We start from the raw sequence: 17,532 nt of genomic DNA, 5'->3' as shown, positions 1-17,532 counted from the left end.
TCCTTTGTTGCCTGTGCTGTTACCTTACCCGGTTTTCAGGTTCTTTAGGCAGTATTGCACAACCTCCGTGGGTTGATGCAGCACCAGAGGGTAATGCAACCGGGGCCTTTGCCACACCACAATGGGTATCCCCACCTGCAGGGCAGCAGCAATCTTTTCCTCCACACCGCCGGTGGGACCACTGTTCTTCGTTAGTACCACCTGGGCCTGATATTGACGATATAGCGCAACATTTAGTTCCCTGCTGCAAGGCCCCTGCAATGCCACCAGGTCGGCTGGAGTGAGACCCAATTCCCGGCAGGCGTGGAGTACCTCACTCACCGGCAGTACCCGTGCCACCACCCTAACCCCGGCAGGGCGGGCAGCGGCCAGTAAGGCCGGCAGATTTTTACTACCCAGGGTGGAAAACAGTACCTTCCCCAGCCCCAGAGCTTTCTGAATGCAATCCTGCAAACTGGCAGCATCGTGTACCAAAGGATGGCTAGGTATTGCTGTGGTCAGTCTTTCTAAACGCAAATAAGGAACTCCTACGGTTGCAGCCGCTGACATGGCGTTTTGGGAAGCTAGGCTGGCAAAGGGATGGGTGGCATCCACCAGCAGTGTTATACCCTGTTTAAGTACTTGCCGCAAAGCTGTCTCATCCAGAGGACCACTAGAGATGTGTTCGATGCCCTGCCGTGTCAACAAATCAGTGCCATAATCAGTTACCGCCGAAACTTGTACGGAAAAACCAGCTTGCTGCAACAAATCTGCCACAATACGGCCTTCCAGAGTACCGGCCAGCACTAGAATCACAGGCGATACCCCCTGGGAGTAACCATATAATGACCTGCCACGCGGGTCTGGCTGTTGCCAATAATCACCGTACTCAGCATATCAATCTCAAAATCCAGCATGTTTTGCAGGGTTGTCAGGGTTCTTGTTTCCTCCCCCCGGCGGGCCTTCCGCACAATGCCCACCGGTGTGGTCGGTGATTTATGTTTTAGCATAATTTCCTGGGCTGTTTTAATATGATCCGGCCGGCCGTGACTGCGGGGATTATATAGGACCATCACAAAATCCCCGGCAGCGGCAGCCTCCAATCGTTTCAGCATGGTCTCCCAGGGAGTTAGCAAATCACTGAGACTGATGACAGCAAAATCGTTCATCAGGGGAGCACCCAAACTGGCGGCAGCTGCTGAGGCAGCGGTAATACCGGGAATTATCTTGACCGGCACCCTTCCCTCCGCCACTTCAATCAGAATGCCAGCCATGCCATAGATACCGGGGTCGCCGCTGCTGACCACCGCCACAGTTTTACCTGCCAAGGCCAGTTCCACGGCTTGCCGGGCTCGCTCCACTTCTCCCCGCATGGCCGTGGCAATAATTTCTTTATCTTGCAAAAGATCGGGAATTAGCTCCAGATAGGTATGATAACCCGCCACCACTTCGGCGGCTTCTATGGCTGCCAGCGCCTCCGGGGTAAAACTATCCCGGTTGCCCGGACCTAAGCCCACCACCACAACTTGGCCTCGGCAATGGCCACCGTCACTGGTCCCAGTTTCTGTTTGGATACTCTGATCTGCCCACCGTCGCTGGCAATCATCGCCGCCGGTTCGCATACACCACCAACTCCTATCTTTTGTCGTACAAAGTCTGACGAGGTAAATTGTCCGTCCAGTTTTGCTATTTCCTCCCTAGCTACCGAAGTTAGAGGTACCTGGAAATAGGCCGCTGCCTGCTGTAAGGCTGGCTCCTGCATTTTTAAGTCCACCGTGGCAAGTTTAGCCAAGGACAACAGGCTGTAGCTTCCCAGTTTGCAGGCGGTTTTTATCGCCTGCAGCACCTGCTGCAAGGTAACCCCTTTACGACAGCCCAAGCCCACCACTAGGTTGCAAGGCCGCAGGATAAGTCTTGGTTGTTCTGTGGCGGGCACTAATTGGTTGGTTATGTAAACCACTGGACCTAGCTTGGGTAATTGGCCTGCTTCTTCGATCATTTGAAACCCCTGTTGCCAATCTACTGGTAGGGGCCAACGGGAATACAGGCTGACCTTTTCCCCTTCGGCCAACCATCGATTAAAAAGTTTAACCCGGGCCATAGGGTAGGGAGTACAGTTTGCCTCCTGGGCCAACAAATCTACTGCTGGTGCCTGATTGACATCCGTAGCGGTGGTAATCACCGGCGTCCCGCCGGATACCTGGGCCACTTGTCGGGCCAACTGGTTGGCCCCCCCCACATGACCGGATAGCAAACTAATGGCAAACTCACCCTTTTCATCCAATACCACCACGGCGGGATCAGTATTTTTGCTAGTTAACCAAGGGGCTAGGGTACGTACCACAATACCGCAGGCCATGATAAAAACCAACCGGCGGTGACGTTGAAAGGCTTCTTGGGCAGTCTGCCGCCAGTCTGTAAAATAGGTGGTATCAGCAGGAAAAGGTGGTTCTTGTAGCCGCTGAGGAAGATAAAGCTGCGTATGCTGCAAACCTTTAGCTACCATTTTAGCCAGCCGGGCGCCACCGGTGGTCAGGGCCAGAATTGCGATCCTATGATCCTGCACGGTATTCATGGGTAAACTTCCTGTCGTAAAGTAACGATGTACCCTCCCCGGTGAGGAAATCCCCCACCAAAATCAGGGCAGTTTTGGTAATGCCCGCTGCTTGAATCAGTTTGGCCAGCCCTCCCAAAGTACCTCGAAGCACTCTCTCTGCCGGCTGGGAAGCTCTTTCTACCACGGCCACCGGGGTTGCCGGCGGATAAGCCTGCAGTAGTTCCTGCTGCACTTGTTCCGCCAAGCCCACCGAAAGAAAGATCGCCATAGAACCTCTGTGCTGGGCCAAGGCAGACAAGGCTTGCTCAGGCGGCACCGGGGTGCGGCCGGCTAAACGGGTAATAATTACCGTTTGGGAACCACCGGGTACGGTATATTCCTTCCGCACCGCTGCGGCGGCAGCCAGAAAGGAACTGACGCCAGGCACGATTTCATAGGGCAGCCCTACCTCATCCAAAGCTCTCATCTGTTCACCAATGGCCCCGTACAGAGATGGGTCACCGGTATGCAGTCGTACTACCAATTGCTGCCGCTGGTGATATTCCACCATAAGTTTAACAATTTCCTCCAGCGCCAGGGGTGCACTATTAACCTTTTGGGCGTCGGCCCGGCAGCAATCCATGACCTGGAAGGGCACCAGAGATCCGGCATAAATAACCAGGTCCGCCTGCTGCAGTAAGCGCCAGGCCTTGACGGTTAACAGTTCCGGGTCACCGGGCCCCGCTCCGACAAAATAAATCATTTATATCACCGTATTTCCAAAGATACTATAGATACTATTTTTGAGGATAACTGAAAGGTTAGTTCGGGTATGGTGTTATCCACCGCTCAACTCCGTGCTCCGCGTCGACAACACTACGGCTCACTCCAGGCGAAATGGGGTCGCCTCAACTCAACGTCCTGTTTCGGTTCGGCTGGCGCACACGTCCTGTGCGCGCCACCCCATTTCGCCTTACATTCGCCAAGTGTTGTTATCCGACGCTCCGCAAGTCGTTCGCTATGGATAACACCATACCCTGCGACATCGTCATTTTCTGATGGAGTCAAGCGGTTTCTGACCACTGATGATCGTCACCGGATTTTGCCCCTGCCAGAGGTGTGCTTTACCCAACGCTTTGGCCTGGGCCACCGTAATGCTGACCGCTTCCGCCTGCTCATAGCCCTGTTCTTCCAGAAACCGCACTACCTGGGGTGTTGTTTCCAGGGTAACGGAGGTAGCCACCAGCCAGCCACCTGGCTTTAGTTTTTTGTTTGCCGTCTCTAAAATTCCTGCCAGAGCTCCGGCGTTGCCACCGATAAAAATACGGTCCGCCGGGGGTAATTTCTCCATCGTTGCCGGTGCCAGTCCCGGCACCAGCTTAACATTGTTGAGGCCAAAGCGTCTTGCATTGGTCTCAACTAACTCATCGGCACTGCCATCCTTCTCTAAAGCATACACGACTCCCTGTTTCAACTGTAAAGCACATTCCACTGAAACACTGCCGGTACCCGCTCCCACATCATAAACCACCGCACCAGGAAACAACCGCAGCTTTCCCAGGACAATCATCCGCACCTCTTGTTTGGTCATAGGAATGTTATTGCCCCTCTTAAACAGGTGATCGGGTATACCGGGGGTTGTAAAGGACCAGTCCAGCTTAGACACCAATAACCACCACACAATTACTATATTTCTCTTGACTATTGATCAAGGAACTCAGGGTCCCCCGATAAAGGATTTCCTGTTCATAGGAAAGGTTACAGCCCACCGTCACCGCCAGGTCACCACAACCCAGTTCCAGTAATTCTTGGGCCAAGGTTTGGGGGGTATTGATCTCATCGGTCAACACTGCCACAATCATACCAGCCTGCACCAAACCCGCCAGGCGGTTATCCTGCCGCCCGTGACGACTCAATATTGCTACACCCTGCCAGGGCAGTTGTAATCTGGCAAACATAAGCTGTACCGAGCTGATCCCTGGGATAAAATCAAACTGATGATCTGGTAGCAGCCGAGTAAGCGTCGTAGCAAAGCTATACAAACCAGTATCCCCGGACACCAGTACAGCGATTTTTTTTGCCTCATTCTCACGCTTAATTATCGCCGCCGCTTGCTGTAAATCAGCCCCCAGAGGAATCGTTTCCTGTCCAGGCAGGGCAAAGACTTCCAGCAGTCGCTGAGCACCGATAAGAACCTCCGCCTGTGTTATGGCCTCTTGCCCCAACTGGGTCAAATAGCCCTGGTGACCGGGTCCCACACCGATTACTTTAATGGTATATGACATCCCAATTTCCTCCCAATCTGGCAAGCCCCTTGGTCATAGCCCACCACATCACCATTGAGGGCATACATCAGGGTACCTACCGTAAATTTTTCTCCACTGTAAGCAGCAGCCCGCCGACTGGCAGCTGCAGCCAAGTGCTGGAAGACCTGGGTATAGCCAGTTCCTTTTAATATCTCCACAGACTCTTCAGCCGTATTCATATTCATTAGTTGCTCGATCACCTGTCGGGGTGCTCCCGCCAGGGCAGCATAGGCGGCAATAGTTTCCCGCCTGCCGTCCGCCAGTTTCCCTAGCGTATGAAAAATTCCCGCGGCCACTTTGACGAGCTTGCCCAGGTGACCCAACAAAAGTACAGACTCCACTGGTCTTTTGGCACACTCCTCCAACAAGCTGCCAATAAAATTACTGGTTTCAATAATAGCTTCCTGCGGCAAGCCCAGTTGTCGGGCTTTGTTCACCCCTAGCCGTCCGGGAGTTAACACCAGGGAACGGTATCCCAGCGCCAGGGCCTGATCAATCTGTGGCACCAAGGAACGTCGATAGGCTTCCTCGGACATGGGGCGAACAATGCCTCCGGTACCCAAAATAGAGATACCACCCAGAATGCCTAGCCGGGGGTTCATAGTACGGTCAGCCACCGCTTCCCCTCCGGGAGCACTGATTGCCACCCTGGCCCCTCTCTCTTGGCCCAGGATTTCTTTGACCTCTCGCTCAATCATCTGCCTGGGTACCGGGTTAATGGCGGCTTCTCCCACTGGCACCGCCAGACCGGGCTTAGTGACTGTACCAACCCCTTGGCCACCGGTTATGGTAACCGAGCCTACTTGCAGCGAAACCTCTGCCACAATGGTCAGTCCCTGGGTGACATCCGGGTCATCCCCGGCATCTTTTACCACTGCAGCCCGGCAACAGTCTTCGCCCTTTTCTACCCAGGCTATATCAAGATTTAGTTGTCCTCCACCAGGGAGACTTATGCTTACTTCACTGACCACCTTACCCGTTAGTAGAGCCAAGGACGCCGCCTTGGCGGCAGCGGCGGCACAACTGCCAGTGGTATAGCCCGTCCGCCAGACCTTGTTATCACTCTCCATGATTGCTTCTCCCAGACTTTTTATATTCAGCACAAGCCGTTAAAAAACTCCCCATTGCCTGGGGATTATACCGAAAATGCAAATGGACATAGGAGGCGGCCAAATTACCTTTGACAAAGCCCTCGGGACGACCACTCACGCCCCTGCCACCGGTTACTTGATAAAGAGCCTCTTCTTCCGGTAGGCCGGAGATGCTGGACCAGTGAAATTCATGCCCCTTTAGCTCTAGACCTGCGTCCCCCAGCAGGCAGGGTTTTCGGAGTTTGGCCCTGACATAGCCCAGAGCAGCCAAGCGGTTGCCCATTTTCACCGAACCCGGTACTAATCCCACACCGGCGTATTCATCACCGTTTAAAGAGCAAATACTACGGCACAGGTACATCAACCCGCCACACTCGGCATACATTGGGATGCCCTTGCGGTATGCCAACTGAAGGTTTGCTTTGAGGGCCTGATTGGCGGCCAGAATCGGTAAGAATTCCTCTGGAAATCCGCCGCCGATATAGATACCATGACAATTAGCAGGAAGCGCACAATCCCTTAGGGGGCTAAAAAAATGTAGTGTTACCCCTTGCTCGGTAAGATAATCTAAGCTATCTTGATAGTAAAAATGAAAAGCTTCATCCTTGGCCACCGCCAGATTCACCCCGGTAAATTTGCGGGCTACCGCAACTGTCAGTCGGTTCTCTAGTTCCGGTGCCGTCTGCGCCAACTGAATAATTTTATCGAGGTCAACCTGTTCTTCAATGGCAAACGCCAACTGATGCAGAACCTGTTGCAAAGCTATATTTTCTGTAGCCGGTAGCAATCCAAGGTGGCGCTCCGGCATGATAATTTCATTATTTTTCCGTAACGCGCCCAACAGAGGCAGCCCCAGTTCTTCTTCCACAGTTTGCCGAATAAACTCCCGATGCCGCTCGCTACTAATACCATTGGCAATAACACCAGCAATCCGAACCATCGGATCAAAGGTTTTATAGCCATGCACCAAAGCCGCTGCACTGCGGGCTAGCCCCTTGGCGGAAAAAACTAACACCACCGGAGCTTGCAGAAGCTTAGCTACTTGGGCGGTGCTGCCCACCTCTCCCTGTCCTTTGGCTCCATCGAATAAGCCCATCACACCTTCCACCAAGGCGAGATCGCAATCCTTAGCTTGTCTAAGGAAAAGCTGCTGCACCTCTGCCGGTGTGCCGAGCCAACTGTCCAGGTTATGGGAGATTCGTGCCGCTGCCACGTGATGCAAACCGGGGTCTATATAATCGGGACCCACCTTAAAGGGCTGTACTGCCAAATTTCTCCGGCGCAAGGCCGTCAGTAAACCCAAGGTTAAAGTGGTTTTACCCACACCACTATGTGTCCCTGCTATAACAATTCTCGGAATTCTCATATTTACTCCAAAATTATGGTTTAATTAGTTTTTGGGGTCAGCAAAATTATAGTATAAACAGCACTTGGAAGACAAGGAAGAATCTGTACTCTGTGAGATAAAAGATGGGATCGTATAAAAAAGCTTTGTAGATACTGCCGGGTCAGGATAAAATAGAGAAGGATCACCGATCCTGCAGATAACTGAAGCTTAGTTCGAATATAGAAACTATTTACATATCTATCCTGATAATAACTGTAGAGTTAGTATGGTATGGTGTTATCATTTTCTGATAATACCAAATCTAGTTGGCATGTATGCCTTATAAAGAAAGGAAGAGTATTTTGTATCTATCAGAAATTAGTCCCTATCTTTTCTCCTGGGGTCCCATCACAATTCGCTGGTACGGTGTACTTATGATGATGGCAGTATTGGTGGGTACTTGGCTGGCCTTGCGGGAAGCCAAACGCTTAGGCGTAAAAGGAGATGACATCATTGACCTAGTATTGATCTGTGCCCCGATCTCTTGGCTGGGAGCCCGGTTGTACTATGTCATTATGAGTTGGGATTATTATAGTGTGAACCTTAGCGAAATACCGAAAATTTGGCATGGCGGTCTGGCCATTCACGGGGGAATTCTGACCGCCATGATCACTGGCTACATTTTTACCCGGGTCCGAAACTTACGGTTTTGGCAGATTGCCGATATCATAGCCCCTAGCTTTATCCTGGGACAGGCCATTGGCCGCTGGGGCAACTTTTTTAACCAGGAGGCTTATGGTTACCCCACCGACCTTCCCTGGGCCATGTATATCGATGGTGCTTACCGCCACCCCACCTTTTTGTATGAATCCCTCTGGAATCTAATGGTGTTCGGTATATTAATGTTCTTACGGAGAAAACTCCCTTCGGAGGGACAACTTTTTATGCTCTACCTGGCCATGTACTCCCTGGGTCGCTTCTTTATTGAAGGACTTAGGACAGATAGTTTGATGATCGGCCCCCTGCGGGCCGCTCAGGTAATGAGTATTGTGATGATTGTGCTGTCAGGCTTAGTCTATATCTACCTAGGCAAGAAAAATCAACGCCCTACTCGGTAGAAAATACAGACCATGGTTGAAAAAGGAAGTGGCGCAAAACTATTTTTTGCGCCACTTCCTTTTTTCAGGCTTTCGTCTCTTTTTCTTGGTTTTCTGGAGATTTTGCCAATTCTCCACGGGTAAGTAACAATCCCGCAGCCACAGAGGTAATGGGTATCGCCAGCGTAAGGCCAATGCTGCCCGTAAGGGCCCGTACAATTTCGGTAGAGATTAAATCAAGATTGATAATCTTTAAAAAGGGCATATCATAGGCCATAAATATTAAGATCAGAGGCAAAGCACTGCCAGTATAGGCCAGGATTAAGGTATTAGCCATTGTTCCCATCACATCCCGCCCCACATTCATCCCGGCCTGGATTAATTGACGGGTCGTTAGGCCAGGATTTACACGCTTTACTTCCTCCACGGCAGAGGCAATGGAGATCCCCACATCCATCACCGCCCCCAACGCTCCAATAATCATCCCGGCAAACAACAGGCCCTGATAATCAAATTTCACCTGCTGAGGAATATACATGAGCATTTGCATTTCTTCGCTGCTAAAACCAGTCAGTTTAGCAGCCTTGCCTACCAACAACGCCAGTAAGCCTGCCACGAGGACACCGCTGGTAGTACCAATAATACCCGCCAATGTCTTTTTATTGTAACCATGTACCAACACCATCGTGATGGTGGTCATTACCGCTGCCACTAAAATGGTTACAAAAATCGGGCTGTGTCCCTTAAACAACAGGGGCAGTAGTACCCCAAAAATCCCTACTCCGGTAAGGGTTAGAGATAGAACCGATTTGGCCCCCTTAAGCCCGCCAATAACCACCATGATCACCGCAAAACAGCCTGCCAAAAAGTAGATTTTTTTATCCCTGGCATGGTCTGAGACAAAGGCATTGGTAACCTTGCCTTCTGTTACTTCTACCGATAAAACCACTTCATCACCAGGTGATATTAGCACAGCCAGTCCCAGTTGGTCGGGCAAAACATGAAAGAAACTAACTTCCTGCCCTTGATAGGGTTCACTTAAAATCTTTGCTGTCACCAGTTGCTCTTTTCCTTGAATCCAATCCTGAAGATCGGGGTTTGTTTCTTGCTGCTCAGTCACAGATAGTATTTTACCCCGTACAATAATCTCTGGATTAGCTTTTTCCGCTTCGTTGGCATAACCCACTTGTCCAATCAGCAAGAGGGATAGCACCACGACACTCATCAAAAACATAGTTAATTTTCTGTTCATAACTCACCTCTCCAAACATAATGTCCCTGCGGTTCATTGTAATGCACCAAAAGAGTCTCCGGCAAGGTATCTTTGTAAAAACATCTACTATTGGAAAACTTTTTCTGTTTTAGTGTAACAAAAGAAAGTATTTTGGCATATTATGTGTTATCTAATGAGATAAAGAGTTAGTTTTAGCTAACTACCAACTGTTGGTAAACTCCACGCAGACAGCCAACTCTGCCAATTTAAAAACAAGCCAGGATAAAAGGTGGTATGTTGGATGGAAAATATTCTGGGGTTCCTGATTTCCTCCGGCTTTTTTCTGATTAACCAGGGTGTAAAATCCTTTGTAAAAAAGAAACGGGATTATTCCGAGAAGCATTCGGGAACGAAGAAGCTCATTTCCACGAACCTTTAACCAATCAAAAACTAAGCCGCCACCATTTCTTCCTGCCATGCCCTTAGGTCATAACCTAAAGGTCACAAGCGGGCAGGCGGCAAGCAGCAAATCATAATTTAGTTATCCTTATACAAATTTAAAAGCAAAGTCGATGAAGAGCTATCTGTTCTTCCTCGACTTTGCTTTTTTAACCCTGACTTACCCCTGCCTCAGCAAAGGTGGCCATTTCGTTAATGATCCGGCTGGCAGCCTCTATAAATGAGAAGGTCAGAACAGCCCCAGTTCCTTCACCCAATCTCATATCCAAATGTAATATTGGCTTTAACCCCAACATTTCCAACATAATTCGATGTCCTGGTTCCTGAGAAAGGTGGGAGGCAAACATATACTCCCGGCAGAGCGGTGCTAGGGACTGAGCCACCAGTGCTGCTGCACCGGAGATAAAACCGTCGATTACCACCGGTGTTCCTGCTCCGGCACAGCCTAGGATAATGCCAACCATACCTGCAATCTCCAAGCCCCCTACTTTGGCTAAGACATCCAAAGGATCTGTAGCATCCGGACGGTTAACGGCTAAAGCTCGGCCAATGATAGCTGCTTTTTGCTGCCGTCTCTCTTCTACAATACCCGTTCCTTGACCCGTGAGTTCCAGAACAGGCAGACCGCTAAAAGCGGCCAAAATGGCTGTACTGGCGGTGGTGTTGCCAATTCCCATCTCTCCTATCCCGATCAGGGACAGGGGGTCTTTAGCTTGTTGTAAAACTAGAGTGATGCCGGCCTCAATAGCCTGTACTGCCTCTTGTCGGCTCATGGCCGGCCCCTGTGCCATATTGTCAGTTCCCGCTTTTACCCGGCAATCCATAAGATGTTTCTGATGCGGCAGAGGAGTTGCCATGCCAAAATCCGCTATTACCACCCTGGCTCCGGCTTGGCGAGCCAGTACATTGATGGCCGCTCCGCCCTGAAGAAAATTCAGTACCATTTGAGGGGTTACTTCCTGGGGAAAAGCACTAACTCCCTCTGCTACCACCCCATGATCCCCAGCTAAAACCAGAGAAATCTTTTCCTTTGGCAATTTGGGCAAAGGGAGACGCTGAATGCCGGCTAACCGCCAAGCAATTTCTTCTAAAATACCCAGGCTGCCTAATGGTTTGGTAAGACTGTTTAACCTTTGCTGTGCCAACTGCTGACAGTGTAAGTCGGGGGGATTAATGTTAGCCAGTGTTTGTTGTAATAGATTCATTTTCTCGTTCCTCCTTAACGTAGAGACAATTAATAGGATATACTAAAGCACCTTGCCATAAGAAAGCCAAAAGAAATGCTGATAAATAAAAAATCCCAGCCCAAAAAGGGCTGAGAATTTTTCCATCATCCTCAGTTTTTATGCTTTTACAGGCAGGTCTCCTGACTTACGGGTCATTGCTTGATACCAACCTTCCCGGCCCTTTGGCCAGTGGCTTCTCTCGGGTATCACCTCACCGTTTACAGTGGCGGGACCGCTCGGGAATTACACCCGATTCCCTATTCTCCCCTATGGGCACCTGTAAAAGAATGTACGGTACTAACTTTAGTTTACTTCCTATCTGCCACACTGGCAATAATTTCTTACACGAATTCCAGCTCTGTCTTTTCCACCAAAGCTTGTCCCGCAGAGGCTTCTATAAGTTGCGCTGTCAGTCCCTCTACCTCAGGCACCGGCAAGCGGGCTACAATAATAGCCTTATCGGTTACTGCCACATCTAGTATTTTAGCCCCGGATTGCTCAATGACTTTTTTGATAATGCCAAATAAGGGCATGGCAAACTCCACCTGTAGTTTCTGGTTCAAAACCCGGGTAATCAGACCCGCTTCACTAATACCCTGAGACGCTGCTTGGGAGTAAGCTCGCACCAAGCCCCCAGCACCTAGCATAATTCCCCCAAAATATCGGGTTATCACCACCGCGGTATAAAAAAGATTCTCTCCTTTTAACACACCCAACACAGGTCTGCCAGCGGTGCCACTGGGTTCTCCATCATCACTGCACTTTTCTATATTTTCTGAGATGCGATAGGCTGGAACATTATGGGTTGCTTCTCGGTGCCTTTTACTAATCTGTCGGATAAAATCCACGGCTGCCGCTTCATCCTGCACAGGTTTTACATGGGCAATAAAGCGAGACTTTTTGACGATAAGTTCACTGACAATCTCTGTAGCAACTGTACGGTAGGTTACCATTCTTAACCCCTTTCTTGCTCAATCCTTACGCCCTTGAATATATCGTAAAACAGTATCCAGGACAAGAGAAGAAATTAGGTTTTCTGAACACTCCGGCATACTGATGTTATGATGACATTGGAATAAAGGGATGGGAATTGGCCAATAACAAATAAGAAAAAGGAGTGGGGCAAAAAAGTAGTTTTGCACCACTCCCTCTTTTTTACTCCTTAATAATACCTTCATTCCTGGGAATCGGCTTGTCGTAAATGGCATGGCCGGTTTCTAGGGTCTTTCCTTCCACCATAAGTTTCACATTTTTATACTGCGGTAACTCTGTAAAAGTATTCGCCAGAGAGTTGATGGTAATAAATTCACCGGTAGAGCCCTGCAAATTGGCAAAGGCCTGGTTAAAGTTTAAAACAAGAGTATCTCCCTCGGTTTTATAATAAATCAGTTCGCTCCCCTCCGGCAACACGGGGGTATTTTTATCCGGCTTCTTTAGCTCACTAACAAGAGCGGTTACCATGTCATTAGGTTTATCAATTTGCCTCTCTACCGGCATGAGACCATCTGCATTTTGATTGGCAAAATAAAGGGTTACCTTTACTTTTTCTGCGGCGGTCTGTTGCTCGGTTGGGGTTTTGGGTTCTTGGCGCTGGGGGGTTTTGTCCCCTGCACAGCCACTTAGAACTACCATCATTAACAAAATAAGCAGTATTGCTATTCTTTTCATCGTATACCTATACCTCCCATGACTCTTTCATAGTATATAGTTAGCCTAGCAAAGAAATAACCCCATCGTCAAGACTTCATTCATTTAGACAACAAAGGTTCCTTTTTTGTAACGCTTGAAAGAAACCGATTTCCATACCCCTTGATAAAGTAAACACCCCCCGTATTATATAGAAAGACAAACCGACATTGGTGGCGCCCCAATCGGTATGCTTAACAACTAACTTGTCCTTTGAAAGGAGAATATATGAAAAAATTAACTAAATTCATGATAACTTTGCTCTCTGTGTCTATGCTAACTACTTTATTGGCAGGGGCTGCTTGGGCAGATTCTGGCAATAAGCAAAAAAATCTGTCTACAGGACTACAAAAGCAATTAATTAAGAAACAGTATCAGGAACCTTATCAACCATCCCGGAACTACTCCGTTGTTTTTCAAGATGTGAACAAACACTGGGCGAAAAATGATATTTTAAAGCTTGAAAGCAAAGGCATTATGAAAGGGTATGAAAACAAGCAATTTATGCCCGATAAGTCGGTCAGTAAAAACGAGGCCATCGCCATCATCATGCGGGTTATAGATCATGAGGCAACCTCTACGGAAAAAGAAGCCTTACTTAAACAAATCTTCCCCGGTTGGATGGGCTTGGCACCACTACAAGCTTATGACGCTGGCATCCTGGCTGACTGGGAGTTAATGGGTTGGAATGGTAACAAACCGGCTACCCGTATTGAAGCAGCCATGTGGCTTAGCCGAGCTGCCGGTGATGAAGATGTTTCCCTTACAGAATTGCTTTCCTTTAAGGACATCAAAGGACTAAAGCAGGATGAGTTAACCTACGCTGCAACTATGTATAAGAGAGGTATCTTACGGGGCACCTCGGATGGGTATCTAAATCCCTTTAATCCTATTACCAGGGGAGAATTTGCTGTTATGATTTCCCGCTTCATCGATAGTGTGGATATGGATATTGATCTTGATGAAGAAGAGCAAACCACAGACTATATCAGCAACCTAAGCCCCGCTAATAAAGCAAAGATTGATATAAATACAAACAAATTTACTATTCACTTTACAGAAGACATGGTTCTGGCAAAGGGCCAAGATATAGAAGATTTAGCGAAGGCCATTCAACTCTTACAATATAAAAATGGTCAATGGGTGGATGCCCAACTGGAATACGCCATTGTCTTTAAAGAAGATGATGATCAACTGGTTGTCAAGTTAAATAATAAAGAGTTTTTATCAGCCAATAGCAAATACTGCCTAACCATTGATGACGATATTTTGGTTACCAGAAAAGCTAGGTCTTTCTCCGGTATCAATAAAGGCGAATGGTACTTTACCACCAAAGCAGTTGCTTTAGCTATTGATGAAGTAACGGCTACTAACGACACCACCGTCGTCATTCAGTTTAATGAGGACATCCAAAAGGGTAAAAAATTTAATAGCAATGGAACCGGCATTCATATTTTAAAAGGGACCCGCGAGCTGGATGTAACTGCTGCTCGCATTGCCGGTGCAAAATTAACCCTTGCTCTGGATGCAGATGATAGCATGGTAGATAACAAGAATTATCAAGTTTGGCTAAGTGAAGATGTAATTGATAATTTCTCCCTAAAAAAAGAAAAAGCCATAGAGTTTAAATATGAAGATTAATCTCGGGAGTGTCGCAAAAATACTTTTTGCGACACTCTTTTTTTTGCTTTTGTAGGAGGCGATGTAGGCTAGTGGGCCCGCCCTCTCCGACGCATCATCTGAAATACGAACTATCAATAACCGTTTAAGTCTAATTCCACATCGTCAGCAGCTTTATAAATATCACAGTCCTCACAGTAAAAATTATCTCCACCATAATAAGCATCATTAGCTAATTTCATTTCCTTACCACACCTAGGACAAGTCATGCTATAAATTACCCCCAATAGGGGGTTTTTGTTCTAAATGTTTATTTCACAATTTTTAGCTAATATGACAGAGGGCAAATATATAACCTACAAAAACCAGCCCTTAAACAGAGCTGGTTTTCTAATATCCCTATTCTTCCCAGAAAATAAACTAAGTTTCTATTTCTTTACTACTTAAAATATTGGTTACTTTATTAATCTGACGCTGGATAGGGCCTAAAAAATCAATAAAGTTTAAGCCACTGTTATATATTAGCTGCTTGATTACGGGTGTATCAATTGCTGAGATTAATCGATCCAAGCCATCATTATCAAGAGCCTCAAATGGTTTTCTGAAAGAAGAGATATTCTCTAGATGGTCTTGCAACGGTTTAACAAGAGCAGAATAATCTAACCCTTTTATCATTGCACGGGCAGCATAAATTCCACTCATTAACGCCTCAATTGCACCCGTTCCTAAAAATCTTTCTGTTAAACCTGCTGAACGGCCAACTAATAGTACGTTATCGACCTGAAATTTATTAACTCGTCCATCCGTCCACATTGGAATCGAAAACTTGTAACCAAATTCAAGGCTCTCTAAACCTTCCATCTCTAAAAAATCCTTATAATGTCTATCAATCTCCAGTTCATTATCCCCAACATAACACATACCCACTATTGCCTGTGTGCTATTTATAGGCCCAAGCCTAGCAAAGCCCTTCCCAGCATGTTTCTTATTAAAGTAAAGGGTTGTCCCTGTGGGGTTAAAAGCACCATAAGTAAGTCCACCTCTTAAGTGAACCATATCTATGCTTTTCCAGACACCAAGCTCTTTAGCAACTGTTTCTTTGCCAGTGGCAACAACTACGTAGTCATACTTCTTAGACAGCTCTTTATAATCAGCGGGTCTATTAAAATGAACGGGGGTTCTTTTGAGGGTACGATATAACTGGTTTTCTACAGAATCAACATGTTTACCCCGCCTCATAATGTAACCTATATCACCTTTGATAGTAGTTTGTTTATTGGGTGACCTCATTATTAATTCAGTACATTTATTTATGGGCTTTAAGTCTAGATTGAATCTATCTCTTAGGTAGTTACGGAGATCACCTTTGCCGGTGTGGATTACATGGAGCCAGTGGACAATACATACATAAGGCCACCCCACAGACTCATCACGCTCAAAAACATCCGGTATTATTCCTAACCTCTCGCACTCAAGGGCGCAGGCAAGCCCACCTAATCCTGCTCCAATAATAGCAATTTTCATTAGTTATCAGCCCTTAAATTATTATGTGGTAAGTTACTTTACTAGATCAACGTATCATATAAATCCCAGAAGTAAAAGAATAAGGAGCATAAATTAAGGTATATGTACGGTTACAACTAGTTTTATCAATAATTTAGATTTTATTAATAACCGGCAGGCTTATCAATAAAATACCTAGCCGCATTCCAATACCAAACCCAAAGCATTAAGCTTTAAATTATGTTAATTAATTAAGGAAATTTAAACTTCTGGGTTGATTGGGGAAAGGGTGATAATGCTATCCCTTACTGATTTAAAATGTGTTCACCTTTTTATTAAGGCTAATCAAATTATCGTGTGGAAATTGATAGAATAATTTCCAGCTAACAGAATGGTTTGTCATTCAACATTTAGCGGGTGCGCCTCCTTAACTCATTGTGCAATAAGCCCCCTGGTTTGTGGCTGGAGAGTTACGGAATATTTCAATAGAGTCGTCAAAAAACCCTCGGATTAAATCCGAGGGTTTGGTCTTACTACAATATTCGACTAGCACCACGATATCTAGGACTCCAATAACTATCTGATAGGGAATCTACTTTGATCCCCTTTGAGCTGGAAGAATGGATAAATTGATTTTCACCGATGTAAATGCCTGAGTGGTTAATACCATTGCCACCGGTATTAAAAAACACCAGATCGCCAGCCCTAAGTTCTTCTTTATTAATGACTGTTCCTGCATTGTATTGTCCGGCTGCAGTGTGCACCAGATCAATACCAAAGTTCTTAAAGACATACCGTACATAACCGGAACAATCAAAACCCGCTGGACTCTCCCCACCGGAACGGTATTTTATACCCGTAAACTTCTTAGCATAATCCAGTACCGCCATAGCTCGATCTACCATACCCCGGGAAACATTTTCGGTTGCCTGGGGAGGCCTTACGGACTGATTGGAAGCACCATCCGGCACCTGCAAAACCTGCCCTAGCTGTAGATTGTCATTGGTTAATTGGTTAAGCTCTTTAATTTTCTCAACCGTTGTGCCATTATTTTGGGCAATGGCCCAAAGGGAATCTCCTGTTTTTACCGTAACCTGGGCTGCCTCAGCAGCACCAACCCACATACCAACTGCAAAACAAACAGAGGTTGCCAGTACAAGCAGTCTACTACCTAGAGACACTATCCTTCCTCGCTTTCCACGCCGACGGAGTTAGCTGACGGATTCGGACCGAAAGATAGCCCGCTACCAAAGGTAGTTCACCCCAAAAGAGTGGTTCCCCCGTTTTCAAGAATGAAATTTGGCGTTTTATATTAGTCTATTATTTTATTCGTCATTAGGTTCTATTTTCCTGCTAAAAAAGTCACTTTAACCATAAATTTAGTAAAATTGGGGCTACCTTCCTATCCACCCCAAGATAATAGTCCAATTATTGACTGTTAGAGTGATCGGTTTTTGGAAATAATCAAAAGTAGAACTTTCAATATTAC

At 47.1% G+C, this 17,532-nt stretch carries 18 protein-coding genes and 2 riboswitches; of the genes, 3 read left to right on the top strand and 15 right to left on the bottom strand.

The genetic code is table 11. From position 1 onward, the window contains the following. Positions 1 to 24: 24 nt before the first annotated feature. The 8 genes from cobK to BUA78_RS08795 all read right to left on the bottom strand — a co-directional run bounded on the left by cobK (position 25) and on the right by BUA78_RS08795 (position 7,278). Positions 25 to 795: a precorrin-6A reductase gene (gene cobK / locus BUA78_RS08830; protein WP_072913376.1), complete on the bottom strand. Its 771-nt coding sequence runs from the start codon at positions 793 to 795 to the stop codon at positions 25 to 27. Further along, the gene (cobJ, locus tag BUA78_RS08825; RefSeq protein WP_072913374.1) at positions 792 to 1,502 is read right to left on the bottom strand and encodes a precorrin-3B C(17)-methyltransferase; all 711 of its coding nucleotides are present in this window, start codon (positions 1,500 to 1,502) and stop codon (positions 792 to 794) included. Before cobJ ends, cobK begins: the two co-directional genes overlap by 4 nt. Further along, positions 1,487 to 2,554, bottom strand: a complete 1,068-nt coding sequence (locus BUA78_RS08820) for a cobalt-precorrin 5A hydrolase (protein ID WP_072913371.1) — start codon at positions 2,552 to 2,554, stop codon at positions 1,487 to 1,489. Before BUA78_RS08820 ends, cobJ begins: the two co-directional genes overlap by 16 nt. Further along, a complete protein-coding gene (gene cobM / locus BUA78_RS08815) occupies positions 2,532 to 3,278 on the bottom strand; it encodes a precorrin-4 C(11)-methyltransferase (RefSeq protein ID WP_072913368.1) in 747 nt (248 codons plus the stop codon). Before cobM ends, BUA78_RS08820 begins: the two co-directional genes overlap by 23 nt. Before the next feature lie 285 nt (positions 3,279 to 3,563). Further along, positions 3,564 to 4,181, bottom strand: a complete 618-nt coding sequence (gene cbiT, locus BUA78_RS08810) for a precorrin-6Y C5,15-methyltransferase (decarboxylating) subunit CbiT (protein ID WP_072913366.1) — start codon at positions 4,179 to 4,181, stop codon at positions 3,564 to 3,566. Further along, entirely contained in the window at positions 4,174 to 4,800 is a 627-nt protein-coding gene (gene cbiE / locus BUA78_RS08805) for a precorrin-6y C5,15-methyltransferase (decarboxylating) subunit CbiE (protein ID WP_072913535.1), read from the bottom strand. The genes cbiT and cbiE overlap by 8 nt, the downstream gene beginning before the upstream one ends. Further along, positions 4,779 to 5,891 (bottom strand): cobalt-precorrin-5B (C(1))-methyltransferase CbiD, encoded by a 1,113-nt coding sequence (gene cbiD / locus BUA78_RS08800; protein WP_072913364.1) that lies wholly within the window; start codon positions 5,889 to 5,891, stop codon positions 4,779 to 4,781. Before cbiD ends, cbiE begins: the two co-directional genes overlap by 22 nt. Further along, positions 5,881 to 7,278: a cobyrinic acid a,c-diamide synthase CobB gene (locus BUA78_RS08795; protein WP_072913361.1), complete on the bottom strand. Its 1,398-nt coding sequence runs from the start codon at positions 7,276 to 7,278 to the stop codon at positions 5,881 to 5,883. Before BUA78_RS08795 ends, cbiD begins: the two co-directional genes overlap by 11 nt. 323 nt (positions 7,279 to 7,601) lie before the next feature. On the opposite strand from BUA78_RS08795, the gene lgt reads away from it, so the two are divergent. Then, the gene (gene lgt / locus BUA78_RS08790) at positions 7,602 to 8,357 is read left to right on the top strand and encodes a prolipoprotein diacylglyceryl transferase (protein WP_238456772.1); all 756 of its coding nucleotides are present in this window, start codon (positions 7,602 to 7,604) and stop codon (positions 8,355 to 8,357) included. Positions 8,358 to 8,421: 64 nt separating this feature from the next. Here the strand turns inward: lgt and BUA78_RS08785 are convergent, their stop codons facing one another. Continuing rightward, on the bottom strand, positions 8,422 to 9,588 hold the full coding sequence (locus BUA78_RS08785) for a YibE/F family protein (protein ID WP_072913358.1): 1,167 nt from the start codon (positions 9,586 to 9,588) through the stop codon (positions 8,422 to 8,424). A 262-nt stretch (positions 9,589 to 9,850) separates the two neighbouring features. Here BUA78_RS08785 and BUA78_RS20210 point away from each other — a divergent pair, with 262 nt between their 5' ends. Next, entirely contained in the window at positions 9,851 to 9,988 is a 138-nt protein-coding gene (locus BUA78_RS20210; protein WP_175548992.1) for a hypothetical protein, read from the top strand. A 169-nt stretch (positions 9,989 to 10,157) separates the two neighbouring features. On the opposite strand, the gene cobT is transcribed toward BUA78_RS20210, so the two are convergent. The 3 genes from cobT to BUA78_RS08770 form a co-directional block, all read right to left on the bottom strand. Further along, complete coding sequence (gene cobT, locus BUA78_RS08780) at positions 10,158 to 11,213, bottom strand: nicotinate-nucleotide--dimethylbenzimidazole phosphoribosyltransferase (RefSeq protein ID WP_072913355.1); 1,056 nt, start codon at positions 11,211 to 11,213, stop codon at positions 10,158 to 10,160. Positions 11,214 to 11,347: 134 nt separating this feature from the next. After that, a riboswitch (cobalamin riboswitch) is annotated at positions 11,348 to 11,530 on the bottom strand. Positions 11,531 to 11,575: 45 nt separating this feature from the next. Further along, complete coding sequence (locus BUA78_RS08775) at positions 11,576 to 12,187, bottom strand: IMPACT family protein (protein WP_072913352.1); 612 nt, start codon at positions 12,185 to 12,187, stop codon at positions 11,576 to 11,578. A 202-nt stretch (positions 12,188 to 12,389) separates the two neighbouring features. Next, positions 12,390 to 12,902, bottom strand: a complete 513-nt coding sequence (locus tag BUA78_RS08770; protein ID WP_072913345.1) for a GerMN domain-containing protein — start codon at positions 12,900 to 12,902, stop codon at positions 12,390 to 12,392. Positions 12,903 to 13,148: 246 nt separating this feature from the next. On the opposite strand from BUA78_RS08770, the gene BUA78_RS08765 reads away from it, so the two are divergent. After that, positions 13,149 to 14,561, top strand: coding sequence for an S-layer homology domain-containing protein (locus BUA78_RS08765; RefSeq protein ID WP_072913342.1), 1,413 nt, complete (start codon positions 13,149 to 13,151; stop codon positions 14,559 to 14,561). A gap of 113 nt (positions 14,562 to 14,674) precedes the next feature. Here BUA78_RS08765 and BUA78_RS20845 read toward each other — a convergent pair whose 3' ends face one another. The 3 genes from BUA78_RS20845 to BUA78_RS08755 all read right to left on the bottom strand — a co-directional run bounded on the left by BUA78_RS20845 (position 14,675) and on the right by BUA78_RS08755 (position 17,224). After that, positions 14,675 to 14,809, bottom strand: a complete 135-nt coding sequence (locus tag BUA78_RS20845) for a hypothetical protein (protein ID WP_274377384.1) — start codon at positions 14,807 to 14,809, stop codon at positions 14,675 to 14,677. Positions 14,810 to 14,960: 151 nt separating this feature from the next. Then, entirely contained in the window at positions 14,961 to 16,064 is a 1,104-nt protein-coding gene (locus BUA78_RS08760; RefSeq protein ID WP_072913340.1) for an NAD(P)/FAD-dependent oxidoreductase, read from the bottom strand. A 512-nt stretch (positions 16,065 to 16,576) separates the two neighbouring features. Continuing rightward, a complete protein-coding gene (locus BUA78_RS08755) occupies positions 16,577 to 17,224 on the bottom strand; it encodes a C40 family peptidase (RefSeq protein WP_238456771.1) in 648 nt (215 codons plus the stop codon). A 3-nt stretch (positions 17,225 to 17,227) separates the two neighbouring features. Beyond that, positions 17,228 to 17,358: riboswitch (cyclic di-AMP (ydaO/yuaA leader) on the bottom strand. Between the last annotated feature and the right edge of the window lie 174 nt (positions 17,359 to 17,532).

Origin of the sequence: Desulforamulus aeronauticus DSM 10349 (assembly GCF_900142375.1) — a bacterium.
Classification (GTDB): Bacteria; Bacillota; Desulfotomaculia; order Desulfotomaculales; family Desulfotomaculaceae; genus Desulfotomaculum; species Desulfotomaculum aeronauticum.
The sequence above is the reverse complement of the archived record's forward strand: the minus strand, read 5'-3'. Positions and strand labels throughout refer to the sequence as shown.

Coding starts and splice junctions, on each gene's coding strand:
- BUA78_RS08775 (WP_072913352.1), bottom strand. CDS start 12,187: ATGGTAACCTACCGTACAGTTGCTACAGAGATTGTCAGTGAACTTATC.
- BUA78_RS08760 (WP_072913340.1), bottom strand. CDS start 16,064: ATGAAAATTGCTATTATTGGAGCAGGATTAGGTGGGCTTGCCTGCGCC.
- BUA78_RS08785 (WP_072913358.1), bottom strand. CDS start 9,588: ATGAACAGAAAATTAACTATGTTTTTGATGAGTGTCGTGGTGCTATCC.
- cobM (WP_072913368.1), bottom strand. CDS start 3,278: ATGATTTATTTTGTCGGAGCGGGGCCCGGTGACCCGGAACTGTTAACC.
- BUA78_RS08765 (WP_072913342.1), top strand. CDS start 13,149: ATGAAAAAATTAACTAAATTCATGATAACTTTGCTCTCTGTGTCTATG.
- BUA78_RS20845 (WP_274377384.1), bottom strand. CDS start 14,809: ATGACTTGTCCTAGGTGTGGTAAGGAAATGAAATTAGCTAATGATGCT.
- cbiE (WP_072913535.1), bottom strand. CDS start 4,800: ATGTCATATACCATTAAAGTAATCGGTGTGGGACCCGGTCACCAGGGC.
- BUA78_RS08770 (WP_072913345.1), bottom strand. CDS start 12,902: ATGAAAAGAATAGCAATACTGCTTATTTTGTTAATGATGGTAGTTCTA.
- BUA78_RS08795 (WP_072913361.1), bottom strand. CDS start 7,278: ATGAGAATTCCGAGAATTGTTATAGCAGGGACACATAGTGGTGTGGGT.
- cbiD (WP_072913364.1), bottom strand. CDS start 5,891: ATGGAGAGTGATAACAAGGTCTGGCGGACGGGCTATACCACTGGCAGT.
- cobT (WP_072913355.1), bottom strand. CDS start 11,213: ATGAATCTATTACAACAAACACTGGCTAACATTAATCCCCCCGACTTA.
- BUA78_RS20210 (WP_175548992.1), top strand. CDS start 9,851: ATGGAAAATATTCTGGGGTTCCTGATTTCCTCCGGCTTTTTTCTGATT.
- BUA78_RS08820 (WP_072913371.1), bottom strand. CDS start 2,554: ATGAATACCGTGCAGGATCATAGGATCGCAATTCTGGCCCTGACCACC.